The following is an 18,023-nucleotide window of genomic DNA, read 5'->3' as shown; positions in this document are numbered from 1 at the left end:
AACATTCGTTCACAGCTTGCGTTTCCAGTATTCACAAATCCCTTTCATCAATAAAGGTGAAATACGATGCTGTACGAATTCCGCCTTTCCGAAATCGTGCCACAGATGTCAGGTGCGACAATTGAATGTATCTATGCCGCTATTGGTGACAGACTCCCCATGGGCGCCAAGCTGCTGGACCTGAGCGTGGATCTGAGCAGCGCCTTCGCGCAGGAATGTCCCCCCGTTTCCTATTACCGGCTGGTACTGCGTGAGGCCGTATTCCTGCGGCGGTTCGACGCGGTACCGGGCAAACATTATGCACTGGGCGAACAGGTCGCCCTGTTCAGCACCGATGCGACCGAGACACTGAACGGACCGATAGGCCGCCCCGTACGCTGCACCGTGGCGGGCATCATTCACCATGAAGCCATGTGGAGCGGGGGGTGCGTGGCATGAACACCATTGCCCTGCGGTTCGGCCCCCTGAAAGCCGACAGCTACACTATCGTGCGTTCCGGTGTGCGCTGGCTGGTGGAAGATGGCCAGCCCTGTCGTGCGGGCCAGCCGATCGGGTATTGCAACATCAGTCTGGAACCTACCAGCGCCCGCCTGAAATCCGCACCCACCTTTACGGAAGAACAGGATATCCAGATCGTTTTCGCCCCGCGCGTAAGCGGTCGGCTGGCCATCCGGTCCGATATGGCGCGCGGCGGGTATCTCAGCACCCGCGCCATTGATGCGTGGGACCCGGATACCGTAGTGGCACAGATCACGCCAGACGGCCCGACAGACACGGGCGATCCCGGCAGACTGCGCCTGATGGGGGTTGCGGGACGGCGGATGACACGGCTGGCCGATATTCATTCCGGCCTCCTGTCCGGCTGGTACAGCCGCAGCCGGGGCTGGTGGTGTGAAGGCAATGAACCGCCCATCACTCTGCTTAGCATGGGCGTGTGTGACGCCACCGGGGTCATACTGGGCGAAAAATGCAGCTTTCTGGATATGTTCGAGGCCACGCGCGCGCCCACCCAATGCGTATTCGTGCCTGACCATCCACTGGCCCCCTGCGCGCCAATCCTGATCGAACAGATTGAGCGCACACCGGCGCAGTCCGACGCGATTGCCGAAGACCTGCGCCAGTTTTTCTCCCGCCCCAATATTCACCCCACACCGGAAGACTGGATATTCGCAGGCACGTTGCTGTCTGTCCTGCGCAATACACCGCTGAAGGACCGGCTGGATATTTTTTCCGACACCGGCACCCGTAAGCTGGCTCCGGCCAATGCGGTGCTGATGTCACTGAATGTGGAGCCGCAATCAATCCTGCGCCACCGGCAGCTTGGGTACCATGTCCATATCATGCGCCACCATCTTGCCGGTGCGGGCCCGGCAATCCGCGCATGGCTTACCAGCGCGTTCGAGCCTGTAAAACGATCGCTGGACGTTATCCGCCGCGATTATGAAACGCTGATCGACACACTGGCACGGACAACGGGGGGACGTATCCTCATCCTCAACCGGATGTCCACATCCGGTTATGAGGACATATCGAACTATTCCGCCTTTGACGCGCCGATGAGTGCTACGCTGTCGAATATTGCGGCCAAGGAACAGAACCTGATGCTGCACGATATCAGCGAAACCCGTAACCTTGCCGTCATTGATGTTGATGCGCTGGCGGCGGAACTGGGCGGGGGGATGCACCTGCCTGATGGCATTCACCAGAGCGGCCGCATGCAGATGGAACTGCGTCAGGAAATCGTGCATGTCCTGTCGGATATGCGCGGCTTACGGCAGACGGCCCGGACGCCAGCCCGGGCCGCCGGCTGAAGCCGGTCAGATTACCGAAAAGTCAACCAGGATATCGGTGGCGGGGGCCTTGCTTTCGGGCAGGGCCTCATCCGCCGTGTCGCTGAATACCGCCAGACGCAGGCCCACGCCCAGCCAGTCTCCGGGCCGGGCGTCGATCTCACGCAGGATGCCGGGCTGGCCTGCCCGCACCTCCACAACCGCCTTATGCGTTTCCAGTTCGACGATCAGGTCGCCCGTTTCGAATATCGTGCCCGGCTCGCCGTGCCATTCCAGAATGCGGATTTCCTCAACGCCGGGCACGGCAGCAGGAACCGACAACTGATAGATCATGTCTTTCTCCACTCAAATGCAATTATGTTCACAGGTCCAGAACGGCGCGCGCCATGGCCATCACCCGGGCCGCATCGGGAATGCAGGCCGCTTCCAGAACGGGATTTGAGGAAACCGGGGCACGAAGCGCCCCCAGGCGTTTCCATGGGCGGGGACCGATCCGCTCGAATGTCTGGCAGGCGACTTCCGTTCCGACGCCGCAGGTACTCTGGCCTTCTTCCACGGTCACAAGTCGCCCCGTTCGGCTGACCGAACCTGCAACGGTGGCGATATCCAGCGGCGACAGGGTGCGCAGGTCAATCACTTCACAGGATATCCCCTCGCCTTCAAGGGATTGCGCCGCCTGCATGACCACACGGGTCATGTAGCCATGGGTCACCAACGTCACATCCGTCCCGTCGCGCCGGATACAGGCCTTGCCAAAGGGGACGAATTCTTCCGCCAGCGAGACTTCGCCCGGTGTGGGAAAAAGCCGCTTGTGGTCGATATAGACCACGGGTCCATCCTCGCGCAGCGCCGACTTCATCAGCCCGTATGCGTCAGCGGGCGTGGAGGGGGCGACAATTTTCAACCCCGGCACGCTCATCAGCCACGACTCAATACATTGGGAATGTGCAACCCCCTGCCCCTGCGCACCTGCCGTGGTCTTGACGACCATCGGCGCATTCAGGCGACCCGCTGTTTTATACCGCAGCTTGGCGGCATAATTTATCAGCGCATCGAAGCCCAGCATCAGGAAGTCCATATAGGTGATGCTGATTATCGGCCGATAGCCTGCCGCCGCCACGCCCGCCGCGATCCCTATGCTGGCCCCTTCCGCAACCGGGGTATCACGCACGCGCGCGGGACCGAACAGTTTGTACAGTCCGTCAAATTCGCGGTAAGAGCCGCCAAATGCCCCCACGTCCTGTCCCATGACCATGACGTGACGGTCAAGCGTCATTTCCTCGCGCACCGCACGGGTCACGGCCTCACGAAAGAACAGGCGCTGGGTAGCGACCTCTGGTTTATCCAACATGCAGCATGACCTCTTCCACGTCCGGATAGGGTGAAGCATCGGCAATACCAAGCGCACCATCCGCGCGTATCGTAGCCTCCAGCGACAGCCTTTCGTGCTGCTGCGCGTCCAGATCGCCACGCTCCATCAGGGCCGCGGCATAACGGCGGATGGGGCAACGTGTGTGTAGTTCCGCCAGTTCGGCGCGGCTGCGCGTTTCCCGGGCCGTTGTCGAATGCGACCGCATCCGGATGGAGACACATTCCAGAAAGGCAGGCCCCTGACCGGAACGGGCATGCTGCACTGCCTGTGTGGCGGCATCGGCCACGGCACAGACATCCAGCCCGTCCACCGTACGTGCCCACATACCGAATGTAGCCCCCAGATCAGACAGTTGCCCAACCGCCAGCGCATCCGATCGCGCGGTGGAAACCGAAAGCTGGTTATTGTTGCATATGAACACCAATGGCAGTTTCCATAATGCCGCCATGTTCAGGGTTTCATGCAAGGCCCCTTCACCGCATGCTCCATCCCCAAACAGAACGGCGACGATGCCGCTGTCATGGTCCATCTGCCGCGCCAGCGCGACCCCGGCTGCGATGCTGATATTCCCGCCCACCACGGCGTGCGCACCAAAAAAGCCTGCCGCCGGGTCCGACAGATGCCCACGCCCCGCGCGCCCCCGGTTCATTCCGGCCGTCCGCCCCAGCAGCTCCGCCATCAGCCGTTCAGGGGCCACACCCCGCGCCAGCGCGGGGCCAATGGAGCGCCCGCCGGTCAGAAGCTGGTCGCCATCGCGCAGTGCCGTGGCCAGACCGACCGCCACCGCTTCCTCTCCCGTGGACAGGAGCTGGAAACCATGATCCCTCCGTCGTGCCAGCGCATCCTCAAACGCGCGGATCAGCATCATGGTGCGCAACATCTCAACCGGCGTCATGAGGCACTCGGGCGCAACAGGCGGAACATGCCCGATGAGATCGCGTCAAAACTGTCCCGCAGGCCCCGTTTCCGCACCGCGCTGACCAGTTTTTCAAAAGCCTGCCCCGGCGGGACCTGCCCGGTCAGCACACGCCGGATCAGCGTGGCCATGTGGTTTTCTTCAACCGTATCGGTAATGGTGGTGACAACCTGCCTGCGCCGCCCACGCCCCATGGCGATGACTTCCTGCGGCATGACACTGGCGGCGTTGCGCTGCACCGGGCATTCGGCCATGAGGATCGCCTTCGCGCGTTCCTGCGCTTCGAATGGCATGAAGGCATCAAGTGCGTTATTGACCACAACCAGCGCCAGCCCCTGTGCCGCGATCATGGCGGCGGTGTCGCTACGCAACCTGTAATCCGTATTCAGGGTCGTGCCCCCGGTATCAGCCAGCATGCGATCCAGATCCGCCACGAATACCCCGTGCCGTCGTGACAGTTCCGCCGCCAGAAAGTTAAGTCGACGTATGCGGATGCGTAGCGCATGGCTGTATCCGCCATCATCTTCGTCAGGTATATCGACATGGCGGAATACGGTTGTAATCATGACCGGATCACCGCGTTCACACAGCAGCGCGCAACGCTGGTCCAGCGTATGGGCCACCTGCACCCATGGTACATGCGTATTCGTCAGTTCATGGGCCATCGACATGACACGCAGGCTACCGGCAGGCATCGCCAGCAGGCTGTCATAATCCGTCGCCACCATGTGCGACACGCTCGCCCCCTCCGCTTCCAGCCCCTTGCGCAGCAGGGACATCGTGCGGGAAATGGTCGGCTGTTCGTTTTCAGTGACGAAGGTTGCAATATGGATCTGCGTCATCGCGGCAGTTCTCCATCCAGGGTGGGGGATGACGGGATATTCATCGCCGCCATATACGCGTCACGCACGGCGTCGGGGGTATCGAGCGTGGGGTAACGCGCTGCAATTGCTGATAGTTGCGGAAGGGAAAAGATACGCGCGCGCTCATGTACGCTATGCGTATCGCTCAGGCTCTGCCACAGGATCGGCAGCAGGGCGACATCCGTGCGCGGGTGCGCCTGATAGAAAACAGCTTCCCAGTCCCTGTCATCCAGCGGGTCGCGCCAGCCGCTGCGATGGATCATGTGGTAACTGCGCGCGACGCAGGCCACCATTTTCAGCCCCGCCTGACACAGGCGCAGGGCAAGTTCCCGATGTTCGTTGATTGAAATATCAGGATGGAAGCCGCCAGATTCCACAAATGCCTGACGCGGCACCGACTGGTTTGCACCCGCTGCAGCGGCCCACAGAACGTCACACGCGCCGTCCTGCCGCAGCGCATCCATTTCCAGTTCGTATAGCCTGCGTGGGCCATAACCGGGATAGACACCGGGTTGCGCACGCCGGTCCACTGCCGCGAAATCCGTCAGGATCTGCTGGCGTGTCACCACGGCACGCGCCAGTTCACCCGCCGTCATGCGGCCCACACGACTTTCTTCCCCCGGCTGGGGCGTGCCGGTTTCCGGGTCTCGAAACGCGCGGGTGCAGCGCAGATGGTAATTTTCGCCCCGCGCCACCACTTCCGCAGGGCCGGAATGGGATATCAGGTGTTCGGCCACAAGGTCGGGACCCGCAAGGGTGTCACCATCCAGAAAAATCAGGATATCACCCGTAGCCTGCGCCGCACCCGCATTGGCAGCAGCCGACCGACCTGTCGCACGCGTATGATGCACGGCGACAAGATCGAGATCCTGCGCCGCCGCCGCAATGACATCGGCGGTGTGATCCGTAGAACCGTCATTGACAACCACCACCTGCGCGGGCGTACTCTGTGCAACCAGTGATGTCAGGGTCAGGCGAAGGCGATCAGCTTCGTTGCGTGACCGGATAATGACACTTGCTTTCATGAGTTCCTGTTCCCCACATTGTCGAATACGCCAATGTCATCCATTACGCGGACGGTTTCTTTCGTTACTTCCTCATACCCTTCCGGCGTGAGGTGAACGGTATCCAGTTTCAGTCTGTCGGAACCATGGCGCGCGACGATGGCGTCCACGTCAATAATAGAGATGCCAATTTCCTGTGAAAGTTCCACGAGCGCCAAATTAAAACGACGAATTCGTGTAGGATATGTTTCATCCAGCCCCAGATAGCAGTGAACACCATCGCCCGGCATAATAAAAGACAGGTTATAGATCATTACCGGCACATCGCGCACGACCTGCAGGCGGGACACAATGGCGGCCAGATTGGCCATGGACTGTTCCGGCGTCAGCAGGCCAAGCGGCTCGAACTCCCGCCGTAGCCAGGCCCTGTCTTCCTCCCGCCAGTCGGTAATATCGGGTGCATAAAGATAGTACCCTTCGGTGCGGTGTCGTAATATGCTGCATGTCACATCAGCCTGGATCGACAAGATGACCGCATCGGACGGGGTAGTGAACAGTGTATCGCTGAACTGGCTGGCCGCCGGATAGCTGCCCAGAGGCAGGTCCCGTTCCGCCACGGATGCGGGAACCACACCGGTTGCAGCCAACAGGGCATCGGAACGTGTCCAGGTTTCATGCCGGACGCGTGCGGTCAGGCCGGAATAGTTTTTACGGATGACATCGCTGATTCCATTCCAGCGCAATACACCGCCAATCCGGCATGAATGCAGCGAGTCATGGATATCGACATTGCCTTTCGCAAAGAGGGTAAGTCGCTGCATTTGGCACTCAATTTTTATTACTGCCGTGTAACGCAGTGTCACAGGAAAAGATGCACGGTTCCGTGCGGCGTTGCATCGATATCTGATGTCATGTGGTGATCTGTCAGCCAGTGGCGCCGCGATAACACGAATAATGAATCATACAGTATTCATAAGGGAAACTTGCGATGATCCGGCGGGTTCAGCCTGTCGAATACTATTGGCAGGCAGGAGCGTGAAACATGCCCTATTTTGTTAATCCGGTTGCACCGGGACGTCTGACTGCCACGCCGGGCATGCGTCCCGCAACAGCGATGGTCCAGAAACTGCGCGTTGCCAGCCTGTTCATCTTCCTCTCGATGTTGATAATCGGGACTTCCATTACAGTAATACATTGGTACATGACCCGTGACGGGGGCAACATTCCTATGGAAAGCCCCTACTTCGTAAACAACCTTGTGACACTACACGCCATGGAGCGACTGGACGGAACGGATTCATGGTCCCCCATGCTTTCGGTTCGGGACTGGCTCCGGCTCAATCCGGACGCAGATGCCTATGAACACTTCTTTTTCGGCCTCGGGACAAAGTTTCAGTATCCCCTTACTTCCCTGCTGACGGTCCAGTGGCTACCATTTTCCGGTTTTGCCGCTGTTCGTTTTCTGAATGTCATGGCCACTCTGGCATGGCTGTTCATGGCAGGCGGAATGATGCTTCTGGATCTTCAACTGGTACGATTACTAGGGTTGTCCGATCAGTCTGATCAGCGCGGTTTCCGTTTATGGATATGCGTTACCGCTGTAACGGCTACTGTATGTTTCTACCCACTCATGCGGGCTGTCTATCTGGGCCAGATCCAGATTTTCCTCGATGTTTTATTCGTTTTTGCCTGCTATTTCTTTGTACGCGGTCAATCAGGATGGGCAGGCGCGCTGATCGGGTTATCCGCACTTGTAAAACCACAGATGGCCCTGTTCCTGTTATGGGGTGCCGTAAGGCGCGACCGGGCTTTCGTTGCCGGGGTGGGAGCGTGCTGTATCGCAGGCTACGTTTTTTCGGGTCTGCTTTACGGCTGGAACTGGCCGGTCAGCTATTTGCGGGTCCTGGGTTACATTGGACAGCATGGCGAAAGTTTTTATGCCAACCAGTCGTTTAACGGTTTACTTAACCGAATGATTGGTAATGGTCCCAATCTGTTATGGGATGGCGGGCACTTTGCTCCCTATAACGAATTTATCCGCTGGATAACGCTGTTTTTCACGCTTGCCTTTATTATCGGCGCACTGTGGATCGCCCGCATGGCGGCAAGCCATCTGGCTGCAACAACATCCCTTATGGTCTCTGCCGTGTGTTTTACAGCCGCATCGCCGGTTGCATGGGAACATCATTACGGAATCATACTTCCGCTCTTCTCTCTGGCGTTTCTGGCCGTGCTGGGAAACCGTTATGAGCCCGTCCGGCAAAAACTGTTATGGACATTGCTGGGCACCACCTTTGTCCTGATTGCCAATTCATGGGCACCCGTCAATTTTCTGGCCGATACAGCACTGAATTTTCTGCAATCCTACCTGTTTATCGGGGTGTTGGGGGTTCTTGTTCTGGTATTCATGCTCCGTCATGAACTGGGCTGGTCTGATCGCACATGATGGACCGCCTTATTTCTGCCTAAAAATATGTAACACCCACTAGCAACCGCCCTGTGGTTTTCCCGTTCAACGGCAGGTGTTTTATTACGACGTGACTGGCGGGCGCGTAGAAAAACACGCGCCCTCCCCCAATCTTTCTACGTTTCTCCTAAAACGTAACCCGTATTGAGGCTAAAATGACACTGACAGCATTGTCGGGTAAAGAGCCCTCATACCCGCTCGTGGTTGATCTGGATGGCACGCTGATTGCAACGGATCTTCTGATAGAGTCCTTTTTCAGCTATCTGGGACGTAGCCCGGCCGGACTTCCCTTTCTGGCGCTATCACTTTTCCGGGGACGCGCTTACCTGAAAGACGTTCTGGCATCGCGCACGCAGGTCGATGCCGCCACGCTGCCTTACCACCAGTCCGTACTGGCCCTGATTGACGAAGCACGGGCGCAGGGGCGGCCAGTATATCTTGCCACGGCCTCCAACGAGCGTTTCGCCCATGCCATTTCCGCGCATCTGGGCCTGTTCGACGGACTGTTTGCCAGCAATACGCGCCACAACCTGGCCGCCTCCAACAAGGCTAAGGTCCTGCTTGAAGTTTTTGGCGACAAGGGCTTCGATTATGTCGGAAACCATCGCGACGATCTGGCCATCTGGCGACATGCCAACCGCTGTCATGCAATCGGGCTGGATGCCCGGTCCTCCCGCACGCTCAATACATTCAGCGATGTGGACATAATAGAAAAACCTCGACAAACAATAAAAATATGGCGCAAAGCCCTTCGGGTTCATCAGTATGCCAAAAACGTACTGGTCTTCATGCCTGCGCTGGCCGCACATGATTTCAGTATCCATACGTTTGTGCAGACTTCCATCGCCTTTGCAGCCTTCTGTGCCGCGGCATCAGCGATCTACCTTCTGAATGATCTGGCTGATCTGGGAGATGACAGACAGCATCCTTCCAAGAAAAAACGGCCGTTAGCCAGTGGCGCACTGTCAGTCCATGCCGCACTCATGGCTATTCCGCTTCTGGCGCTGTTTGCCCTGATCGCCTGCCTGTTCCTGCCATGGATGTTTTCGCTCACCCTTGCGGGCTACGTCGCCCTGACGACCGGATACTCTTTCTGGCTCAAGCGCAAGATGCTGGGGGATGTGGTGGGGCTGGCTCTTTTATATACCGCTAGACTTCTGGGCGGGGCAGCCGCGACTGGAATAGTACTGTCAGAATGGCTACTGGCGTTTTCATTATTCGTGTTTACCTCCCTTGCCCTCATCAAGCGGTATACCGAACTGCTCGTCCGACTGGACGGCAACCTGCCGGAATCCAGCAGTCGGGCCTATCGCAAGGATGATCTTTTCATTCTGGCCGCAGTGGCTGCGGCATGCGGAACCAATGCTGTAACTGTTTTTTCGCTTTATATTTCCTCTTCCGCTGTGCGGGAAATATATACGCGCCCTTATGTTCTATGGCTCCTGCCCCCGATCCTGCTGTTCCTGCTTGCACGATCCCTGATGGTAGCGCATCGGCGACAGATGAATGACGACCCGGTCATATGGGCTTTGCGGGATCGTACCAGCCTGATTGCCGTGGGAATTTCCGCCCTTATCGTTCTGACGGCCATCTGATATGGCATCATCCATCGCGCAGCCAGCAATGGCGCAGACATTTGTGCATCGTATTCCAGACTGGTGCGTGCATGCGGCACTGGTTGTATTCGGCGCCTTATTTTCCATTGGCGTATCGGGCTATGCGGGGGGGCAGGAAAACAATCTCTATCACCTGCCCGTTCTGGCCCGGCTGTACGATGAACCTCAATTCGCAAATGACATGTTTATCCAGAGCCTGCGTTTTTATGCGTCCGGGTTCTGGATGTTGCTTGCTGGCCATGTGCCGGAGCAGGATGTCTATACAGTTCTGTTCCTGTGCCAGATTGTCTCGCGGATCGTATTATTCAGCGGATTGGTGGTCTGGGCGCGACTGGTTGGGGTAGCGGATATTCGTGCACAGTTCGTATTTGTCATACTGGTGTCACTTTCGTCCATACTACGGGGATATTCGAAAGCGGGTGACGGCGGTCTGCTGATCGATTATTTCACGCAATCGGAACTGGCTAACGGAACAACGCTACTTTCCCTTGCGTGGATGGTACGACGGCGCTTAGCCGCCGCCTTCGCCATGAATGGGATTACGTTTTTTATCAATGCCTTCATTGCCGTATGGACGGCTGTGCCTCTCGCATTCATTCTATGGTTTCAATGGCGCGAAGGGAAATGGCGTATACGTCCCCTTTTTGCCCATGCGGCGATCGGGCTTGCCGTCTTTACGCTGCTGGCTATTCCTGTCTTGCGTAACATTCTGGCAAATCCTTATAATATTTCAATTCCGCCGTTTGACTACATTACTTTCCTGGAAGAGTTTTTTCCCTATCATTTCCTGATATGGACAATACCGTCACAGGAAACATGGTCTTTTCTTGTCATCCTGTGCTGTGGCGCGGCGGGAGCAATGGCGTTATCGGCAAGTGGGGCCTTGCTTGCGGTCGCGTTATCGGGTGCGGCTACGGTGTGGATTATCGGTGTCGTGCTGCCCTATCTCACACATGCACGGTTGCTGCTGAACCTGCATCTGCTGCGTTCCGGTACTACAGTGCATCTTCTGACGGCCATGGCAATCGCAGGGCTTGCTACCCGGTGGCTATTCTCACGAAATGAAACAGACCGCCATGTCTGGGCACCGGCCCTGATCCTGTGCAGTTGCACGACAGACAGGATGTTGCCCTTAATTATCCTGCTATTGCTGATGCGACGGGCAAGACCTGATCTCGCGTTCCGACGACGTTATTTCGTAACGATAGTATTACTGCTTCCTGTTGTCTTTTTTATCACAATACATACGGTTCACACCTATGCCGCTGAACGCCAGATCATCCAGCAACGCGATGAATGGCAGGACCTCGCCATGTGGGCGCGGACGCAGACCCCTGCCCAGGCGATCTTTCTGCTTCCCCCCGGCACATCAAGGGGAACCCGGACCGGCTTCACAACCGATATGGAGCAGGAACAACTGTTTCAGGGTGCAGTTGTATTCAACTACTTTTCACACCGTCAGGCATGGATATTGCGGGCTGATGGTTCAGCCGTCATGTGGGCGCCCTCCTATTACCATACATGGCATGACAGGTTGCAGGACGTCACTCACCTGAGGAACCTGTCCGAGCGCTCATATTATGCGGCACAGCATGGAATAGCCTATGTCGTTGACCGTTGTGCTTCGACCGATCCGGAGCATGCGATAGCACGATTTGGTCGCCTGTGTGTATTCAGGACATTCAAAGGAACAGAAACATGAAGTTCGGGACAGTGGTACTTGTTATGGTCAGTGTATTACTTTCCTCATCCGCGCAGATCCTGCTCAAAACGGGTATGTCCGCACCCCGCGTGCAAAATGCCCTTAGTGGGCGGGAAGATGTGCGGCATATCATCTGGGCAATCGCACTTAATCCTTCAGTGGTCGCGGGTCTTATCGCCTTCGGGCTTAGTGCTGTCGTATGGCTACTGGTTCTGGCCCGGATCGACGTGTCTCAGGCCTATCCCTGCGTGGCGCTGGGGATTGTCCTGACCGTTGTTGCGGGTATTGTCTTTCTGGGCGAACAGATACACCCCATGCGAATTATCGGGCTGGTCGTGATCGTCTCTGGCGTCATCTTGATGGCACGTGCCCGTTAGGCCCAACAAAAAAGTTTTCAGAAGCTGTTTAAAATAAACTGGCTTATTCCCAATCATTACGCCCACGGGGGAATGTTAGCCCATGGAGCGATGGTTTGCAGGCATTCCCTACGCGAGCAGTGATGGAAGAATCATTCATATCCGGCAAGGAAGAGACAGAAATCCGGCCGAGGAATTCCATTGTACTACCGCAGATATCACGTGGCGTGGCTCCAGAAGTTTTCGATGCCATAGATATGGTTTAAGCCCTCGCTGAATCGGTGGGCGTGGTTGATCCTTACGTGGCGAAACTCGGAGTTGCCCAGTCGCCTGCAAGGCTGCCTTAAATCTGAATAAAGCATTGAGCCCGAATGTATTTCCTTTCGAATGCGCTTCCGGCGTCAGGGACCATCATCGCATGAATGCGACCGCCGCGCTTGAGCAGTCCCAGACTGCGACTTTCCTGCAGCGCCCCAGCCCCTTCTGCCCTTGCGATATCCACCGATACAGCTTTCATTGACTTTGACGCCGACACTCCCCGGCACATTACACACGGGTACGCCCGCAACGGAGCGAACCAGAAGCCGTTTCCGGGACCAAACCTCTGTTACTGTATGCTTTCATATAACATATCAGGTTCTATGGTTTACCTATACCAGATCATCCGTTATTAATAATATCCGCATCCTCATACGAAAAATATATCTTTATTTTTAATATATTACTAAAAAACGAAATATATTATAAATATTAATAAACCCCTCTTTATGCGGAGATCTGTCGGTTATTCCGTTCCGCCATGGCATAGTGTTCTGATGCCGTCGCATAGATATTCGATAGCATAAGCTGTTGTGGCTGAGGCGCTGCGGCAGTCCTTAACAGTCCGACCCGCGCGATGGCTGCAATCAGCATGGCAACAAGCAGGTAGAAATCAAGAAAACCTACTGTAGGGGCGGAAAGACAGGCAGCGATCAGACGCCCGACTATGGCAGGGATTACTCCCTCGATTACCAGTCGTTCTGGCCCCGGTGGCGTGGACTGACGTGCCTGCATGGCCGCGCGCAGCAGTTTCCAGTCAAATACCAGCAGGCCAATTACGCCAACAAGACCGATGGTTGATAGCAGGCCCGGCAACAGGCTGGACGCACGGTTACTGCCCCACCCCACCCCAAGTCCATAAGTTTCCCCAACCAGCGACATGGAATCATGATCAACCTGTGACCGATCCTGATAGGACTGGCTGTCTTTCTTATCTGTCGTGGATTGATACACAAATTTGGCCGCAGGAACGACCTGCGGAGCAACGGTGACCACCACCAGAATGGCGCAACCGGAAATAGCAGCACCCAGCAGCATGAGTCGTGTGATATTTCCCAGTACTTTATGCGCACCCGTTGCAATGGCTGCGACAGGTAAAAGACATATTTCCGCTCCCACGGTAATAAATCCGGTAGTAGATGTGGTACAGGCCAAAGCCAGTGCCGACGCAGGAATCAGCCATCTGGCGAATGCAATTGAATACCCCTGCAACACAATCCATACGCACGAAAACAGGATCTCGCTCAAAAAGGAAGCACAGGCTGCCGGCTCCGAAAATGAAGCATTGATACGCGGCACCGGACCCGCCATCTGTGTATCAAGGACAGCCCAACCCGGATTAGAATAAAAGAATTTATCGGCAAACGGAACGCCAGCAACCCGATGGGCAAACTGCCATATGCAGATAGCCACCACACACCATCCCGATAGAAGGAAAGTCCGATACAACCGGTCAATCCGTATATCGCTGCGGGTGAGGAAACGGGCGGCCAATACCAGGAATGTGGCATTGATAACCAGATACATATCCTGTGAAATATTGCCAAAACTGGGCCCCAGCAATACACGCCCGCCCACGGCATCGGTTTTCTGTGGCCAGACCATGACCTGATTCATGAACAGTCGCGGCATGATCAGCGATGCCAGCAACGTCCATGTCACAACCAGAATGAATGGAAAACACAGGCTCATGACAGTCCTGTCGCCGGGATAATGCACGCCCAGTATCCATTGCAGCAGCACAAAGCTCATGAACGCCAGTGCGGGCACCATGGTAGGCTGCACCCCCAGACCACCGAGCACGAGGGCGGCCGCCGCCGGAAATATCCCTACAAGCAGCAGAAGCTGAAGCATCAGGAAAGGACGTGCCCAGAACAGGAGGCAGATGGGGAACAGAACGATCCCAAACATAGGAACTGTCATTATGCGTCATCCCGTGTGATTGGGTTATTTTCCCCTGTATTGTGCTATGTGGCCTCTATTGTGCCGGGGCGCATTTCATGCAGCGCCTGTTCTACAACGCGGGACATGGACTGACGAAAAGCACTCTGTGAAAACCGCTGTGCATTGGCGTGACAGGCCTGTGGCGTGATGCGGTCCTGTATGCTTTCAAACCGCTCTACCGCGGTGATGATGGCATCCGCGCCCTGTTCATCAAAAAACACGCCGGTTGCCCCCCCGGCATCGCCCATATCGCGCACGATATCGCAGGCCCCGCCCCGACCGAATACAATCAGCGGCGTGCCACAGGCCTGCGCTTCCACCATCGCGATGCCGAAATCCTCCTCCGCAGCGAACACAAAAGCCCGTGCCTGACGCATCATACGCAGCACTTCCACATCACTCACACGGCCATGGAGAATGATATTGGGCGCGTTATCAGCCAGTGCCGCAATCCGTTCGCGTTCCGGTCCGTCACCCGCTACATGCAGCACCCGTTCCGGCATGCGGCGAAATGCTTCCACCACCAGATCGATCCGCTTGTAGGGCACCAAACGCGATACCACCACGTAGTCCTGCCGGGGGGCTGTAGACATTTCAAAACGGTCAACATCCACCGGCGGAAAGACCACCGTTGCGTTCCGGCGATAGACCTTTCTGATCCTGCGGGCGATATAACTGGAATTGGCTACAAACACATCCACACCGGCGGCCGAACGTACATCCCAGTTACGCAGGCGGTGCAGCAGCCAGCGCGCATATAACCCGCGCAGGCCCCGTTCAATCCCCCCCTGCCGCAGATAGGCGGCCTGCATGTCCCAAGCATACCGCATGGGGGAATGTACGTAACACACATGGACCTGATCGGGACCAGTGATGATGCCTTTCGCAACCGCATGGTTACTGGAAATCACAAGATCGAAGCCGGACAGATCCAGCTGTTCGATCGCAACAGGCATAAGCCCCAGATAATAGCGGAAGCAGCGTCGGGCAAAGGGCAGTTTCTGGATGAAAGTCGTATGCACGGGCCGCCCGCCCAGCATGCTGCGTTCGGCCTGTGGCATGAAGTCAACAATGGCAAAAATCTCAGCCTGCGGGTACATGATGAGTAGCTGCTCGATCACACGCTCCGACCCAGCATAATGTTCCAGCCATTCATGAACAATGGCGACACGCATCGCCTGATGCGCAGGACGTGGCGGATGGACAACATTCATGGTCGACCCCTCTGGTTCGCTGTGCGGCGACCCGTCCCCACCGCGCGTGAACCCATATGTTTCATTTACAGGTCAAGGGACTGGACGTTATCCATATCTTCAGGCATCAGCATTTCAGTAGTGGCAGAACGCACACCTGAATCGGTGAACCCTGTGCAGGAGATCATCTTTGACTCTGGAATCCCGTCACAAACCGTCCACAGTTTCCCCTGTTGCAAAGTCACGTCCCACGCCCCCCGATCGCCTGCGCCCGGCACGGGGCGTTGTGATCGGCGTCCTGACCGGACTGGTGATATGGGCCGCCGTTATCGCAGCGTTCTTCCTGATCCGATAGACGCGTTCTAGAAATGCCGTTCGTAAATCTTGATAACGTCGCCCGGCTTTACATAATCATAAGGCTTGAGATACCCCACGACCGTATGGCCATTCTCCTGCCGGGCGACATAGGCCCTTGTTTCCAGCGCGCGATAGGTAAAGCCACCACCAGCGGCAATCGCCGTCAGTAACGTCATGCCCGGCTGGTACGGGTATTGTCCCGGCTTTGCCACTTCACCCAGTACGGCGACAAGACGGTAGGCTGTAACCTCGACGGAAATATTGGGGTCCCGCAGCATCCGCGCCGATTGCAGGGCCTTGGTCACTTCCGCTGCGAATTCGTCGGTCGTAAGCCCTTCCGCCTGAAGACTGCCCGCGACGGGGAAAGCGACCTTGCCGCTGCTGTCTACCCGGAAATCTGAAGTGAACTGGTCCTGTTCATACGTCATGACACGAATTTCATCATCAACGCCAAGACGGTACTGCCCGGGATCATAAGGGGGCATATGATGGAGATCCCAACCCGGGGAGCAGCCTGCAAGCAGCCCCCCTATCACGCCCGTAAAGGCAGGCAACCAGTTGGCTGCCCGGCGGGTTCTGGAACAGGTCGTCGGCATGCGTCGTATGCTCCTGTCATAATCTCTGTCCAGTAACGCAGACCCGGCATCAACGGTGCATGGCTTTAAAGTGCTACATGAAATCCCACCAGAAAGTTATGAATCGGGAAAGGTCCGGTTCCTACCGTGTTCTGGCTGGTAAAATCATAATTGGCCGTCAGGCGCATATGCCGGTTGATGAGCCATTCAGCACTGGCTCCCACCCCGTATAATGTCTGGTTATTACGTTCCTGATAAAGAACTGTGTTCTGTAGAAAAGCGGGAGCGGCCGGATAGTTCGCTTTCTGTATCTGTGCATATGCAGAAAAAACTATATTGCGCTGATAGGTGTGTGTTACGCCGATACGCGCGCCGGTAAAAGTATATCCGACCACGTTTTCAAACGCACTGTCCTCGATCCCGTGCCGGACGCTGGCGGTGACAATGGTCAGGCGCGTAGGCGACCATGTCAGTTGCCCTTCCGCCATGGGGGAATTGATCGTGCCGTATCCGTTCCCCTTGTAACGCCGGGTCTGGTACCCGACCAGCGCGCGGAAACGGATGGGACCGCGCAGCCCGAAGTCATAACCGGCCATGACGGAAGCACCATTGGAATCGCGGGAAGGTGCGTTTTCCAGCTTGTTCTGGTAACGGATTTCCGTTCCCTGCAACACCAGCAGGATATGACTGTCCTGCCGCATTTCATATTGCGCGGTAACCCCTTCGCTAATCAGTACGCGGTCACGATAATTCTGATTGGGCGTCTGCTCAGTCGGTGGCGTATAACCAAAACTGTATCGCTGGATTTCCCCCTGCGGGATAAAGCTCAGCCGTCCGCGCGTGGTCGCGGTATAACTCAGCCTTACGTCATCCACATGATACGGTACGGGGCGATCAAGGATCAGCGCACCCAGATCCGTTGGCATCTGGACAAGGGAAAGATGCGTATAGGTCAGCCCGATCGAATCATGGGCGAAATTGTGGACCCCACCCAGTTCGGCATTCCAGTTCGTACGGTTCTGGATCGTGCGGGAAGGATAGCGGATGTCGTTGACGCTAATATTGCCATGGACCTGATCGTGCTGTCCCCATCGCGATACCGCCGCCAGGTGCCCCTGCGTCGATACGACCGCGCTGCTGCGGCCACCCACGATGCAGTCAACGTTGCTGTCGTAACCTTCTGATTCGCTGCCATCCGCGTCGATACGCAGGGGGCCATAGCGCTTGCCCAGCGGGGCGTAGGCCGCCCGCGCCTGCACCTGCGCGGGTTCACGCGCCAGTTCGCCTGCCTCTGCTCCGATGGCGGGGAAATAGTTGTCGATGACCTGAGCAAATGCGCTATCGGCCAGCAGAAAAGGGGCGGTAGCAGTCAGGCTCAGCCGGAGGACCATTATTTTGCGCACCAGATACCCTATTGATCTTTCATTACAGGACAGACGAAAAAAGCGGCCAACCTTCAAATGATCCCCGCCGGTACACTATTTCATTTATACACAGATAACATGCTACGCATCCAGTCTCCCATGAAGACAAAAAACTTCCAGCCTCGG

At 56.6% G+C, this 18,023-nt stretch carries 17 protein-coding genes and 1 pseudogene; 7 read left to right on the top strand and 11 right to left on the bottom strand.

The window, feature by feature from the left end:
* The first annotated feature begins 66 nt into the window (after nucleotides 1–66).
* A complete protein-coding gene (locus KSAC_RS00855; RefSeq protein WP_132303620.1) occupies nucleotides 67–438 on the top strand; it encodes a hypothetical protein in 372 nt (123 codons plus the stop codon).
* Entirely contained in the window at nucleotides 435–1,811 is a 1,377-nt protein-coding gene (locus tag KSAC_RS00850) for a hypothetical protein (protein ID WP_132303618.1), read from the top strand. Before KSAC_RS00855 ends, KSAC_RS00850 begins: the two co-directional genes overlap by 4 nt.
* A 6-nt stretch (nucleotides 1,812–1,817) precedes the next feature.
* On the opposite strand, the gene KSAC_RS00845 is transcribed toward KSAC_RS00850, so the two are convergent.
* The 6 genes from KSAC_RS00845 to KSAC_RS00820 are packed head-to-tail and all read right to left on the bottom strand — an operon-like array spanning nucleotide 1,818 to nucleotide 6,766.
* The gene (locus KSAC_RS00845; protein WP_102324044.1) at nucleotides 1,818–2,123 is read right to left on the bottom strand and encodes a lipoyl domain-containing protein; all 306 of its coding nucleotides are present in this window, start codon (nucleotides 2,121–2,123) and stop codon (nucleotides 1,818–1,820) included.
* A gap of 28 nt (nucleotides 2,124–2,151) precedes the next feature.
* A complete protein-coding gene (locus KSAC_RS00840; RefSeq protein WP_132303616.1) occupies nucleotides 2,152–3,141 on the bottom strand; it encodes an alpha-ketoacid dehydrogenase subunit beta in 990 nt (329 codons plus the stop codon).
* Entirely contained in the window at nucleotides 3,131–4,057 is a 927-nt protein-coding gene (locus tag KSAC_RS00835) for a thiamine pyrophosphate-dependent dehydrogenase E1 component subunit alpha (protein WP_132303614.1), read from the bottom strand. Before KSAC_RS00835 ends, KSAC_RS00840 begins: the two co-directional genes overlap by 11 nt.
* Nucleotides 4,054–4,920, bottom strand: a complete 867-nt coding sequence (locus KSAC_RS00830; RefSeq protein WP_132303612.1) for an SGNH/GDSL hydrolase family protein — start codon at nucleotides 4,918–4,920, stop codon at nucleotides 4,054–4,056. Before KSAC_RS00830 ends, KSAC_RS00835 begins: the two co-directional genes overlap by 4 nt.
* The gene (locus tag KSAC_RS00825; RefSeq protein ID WP_132303610.1) at nucleotides 4,917–5,966 is read right to left on the bottom strand and encodes a glycosyltransferase family 2 protein; all 1,050 of its coding nucleotides are present in this window, start codon (nucleotides 5,964–5,966) and stop codon (nucleotides 4,917–4,919) included. Before KSAC_RS00825 ends, KSAC_RS00830 begins: the two co-directional genes overlap by 4 nt.
* Nucleotides 5,963–6,766 carry an SGNH/GDSL hydrolase family protein gene (locus tag KSAC_RS00820; protein ID WP_132303608.1) on the bottom strand — a complete coding sequence of 268 codons (804 nt, stop codon included), beginning with the start codon at nucleotides 6,764–6,766 and terminating at the stop codon, nucleotides 5,963–5,965. Before KSAC_RS00820 ends, KSAC_RS00825 begins: the two co-directional genes overlap by 4 nt.
* Nucleotides 6,767–7,059: 293 nt before the next feature.
* Between KSAC_RS00820 and KSAC_RS00815 the strand changes: the two genes are divergently transcribed.
* The 4 genes from KSAC_RS00815 (at nucleotide 7,060) to KSAC_RS00800 (ending at nucleotide 12,107) form a co-directional block, all read left to right on the top strand.
* Nucleotides 7,060–8,391, top strand: coding sequence for a glycosyltransferase family 87 protein (locus KSAC_RS00815; protein ID WP_165927258.1), 1,332 nt, complete (start codon nucleotides 7,060–7,062; stop codon nucleotides 8,389–8,391).
* A gap of 176 nt (nucleotides 8,392–8,567) precedes the next feature.
* Nucleotides 8,568–10,007, top strand: coding sequence for a UbiA family prenyltransferase (locus KSAC_RS00810; protein ID WP_132303604.1), 1,440 nt, complete (start codon nucleotides 8,568–8,570; stop codon nucleotides 10,005–10,007).
* Nucleotide 10,008: 1 nt separating this feature from the next.
* A complete protein-coding gene (locus KSAC_RS00805) occupies nucleotides 10,009–11,730 on the top strand; it encodes a hypothetical protein (RefSeq protein ID WP_132303602.1) in 1,722 nt (573 codons plus the stop codon).
* Nucleotides 11,727–12,107 carry a DMT family transporter gene (locus KSAC_RS00800; protein ID WP_102324053.1) on the top strand — a complete coding sequence of 127 codons (381 nt, stop codon included), beginning with the start codon at nucleotides 11,727–11,729 and terminating at the stop codon, nucleotides 12,105–12,107. The genes KSAC_RS00805 and KSAC_RS00800 overlap by 4 nt, the downstream gene beginning before the upstream one ends.
* A gap of 203 nt (nucleotides 12,108–12,310) precedes the next feature.
* Here the strand turns inward: KSAC_RS00800 and KSAC_RS17780 are convergent.
* The 3 genes and pseudogenes from KSAC_RS17780 to KSAC_RS00790 all read right to left on the bottom strand — a co-directional run.
* Nucleotides 12,311–12,412, bottom strand: a pseudogene (locus KSAC_RS17780) (IS1595 family transposase); the annotation flags it as partial.
* 439 nt (nucleotides 12,413–12,851) lie between these two features.
* Nucleotides 12,852–14,054 (bottom strand): hypothetical protein, encoded by a 1,203-nt coding sequence (locus KSAC_RS00795; protein WP_243705245.1) that lies wholly within the window; start codon nucleotides 14,052–14,054, stop codon nucleotides 12,852–12,854.
* A gap of 317 nt (nucleotides 14,055–14,371) precedes the next feature.
* Nucleotides 14,372–15,562: a glycosyltransferase gene (locus tag KSAC_RS00790; protein WP_132303600.1), complete on the bottom strand. Its 1,191-nt coding sequence runs from the start codon at nucleotides 15,560–15,562 to the stop codon at nucleotides 14,372–14,374.
* 169 nt (nucleotides 15,563–15,731) lie between these two features.
* Between KSAC_RS00790 and KSAC_RS17165 the strand changes: the two genes are divergently transcribed.
* Nucleotides 15,732–15,896, top strand: a complete 165-nt coding sequence (locus KSAC_RS17165) for a hypothetical protein (protein ID WP_165927250.1) — start codon at nucleotides 15,732–15,734, stop codon at nucleotides 15,894–15,896.
* 7 nt (nucleotides 15,897–15,903) lie between these two features.
* Here the strand turns inward: KSAC_RS17165 and KSAC_RS00785 are convergent, their stop codons facing one another.
* Nucleotides 15,904–16,383 carry a polysaccharide biosynthesis/export family protein gene (locus KSAC_RS00785; RefSeq protein ID WP_243705244.1) on the bottom strand — a complete coding sequence of 160 codons (480 nt, stop codon included), beginning with the start codon at nucleotides 16,381–16,383 and terminating at the stop codon, nucleotides 15,904–15,906.
* A 176-nt stretch (nucleotides 16,384–16,559) separates the two neighbouring features.
* On the bottom strand, nucleotides 16,560–17,864 hold the full coding sequence (locus KSAC_RS00780; RefSeq protein WP_102324056.1) for an outer membrane beta-barrel protein: 1,305 nt from the start codon (nucleotides 17,862–17,864) through the stop codon (nucleotides 16,560–16,562).
* Nucleotides 17,865–18,023 lie beyond the last annotated feature (159 nt).

It is taken from the genome of Komagataeibacter saccharivorans (assembly GCF_004348195.1).
Lineage (GTDB): Bacteria > Pseudomonadota > Alphaproteobacteria > Acetobacterales > Acetobacteraceae > Komagataeibacter > Komagataeibacter saccharivorans.
The sequence above is the reverse complement of the archived record's forward strand: the minus strand, read 5'-3'. Positions and strand labels throughout refer to the sequence as shown.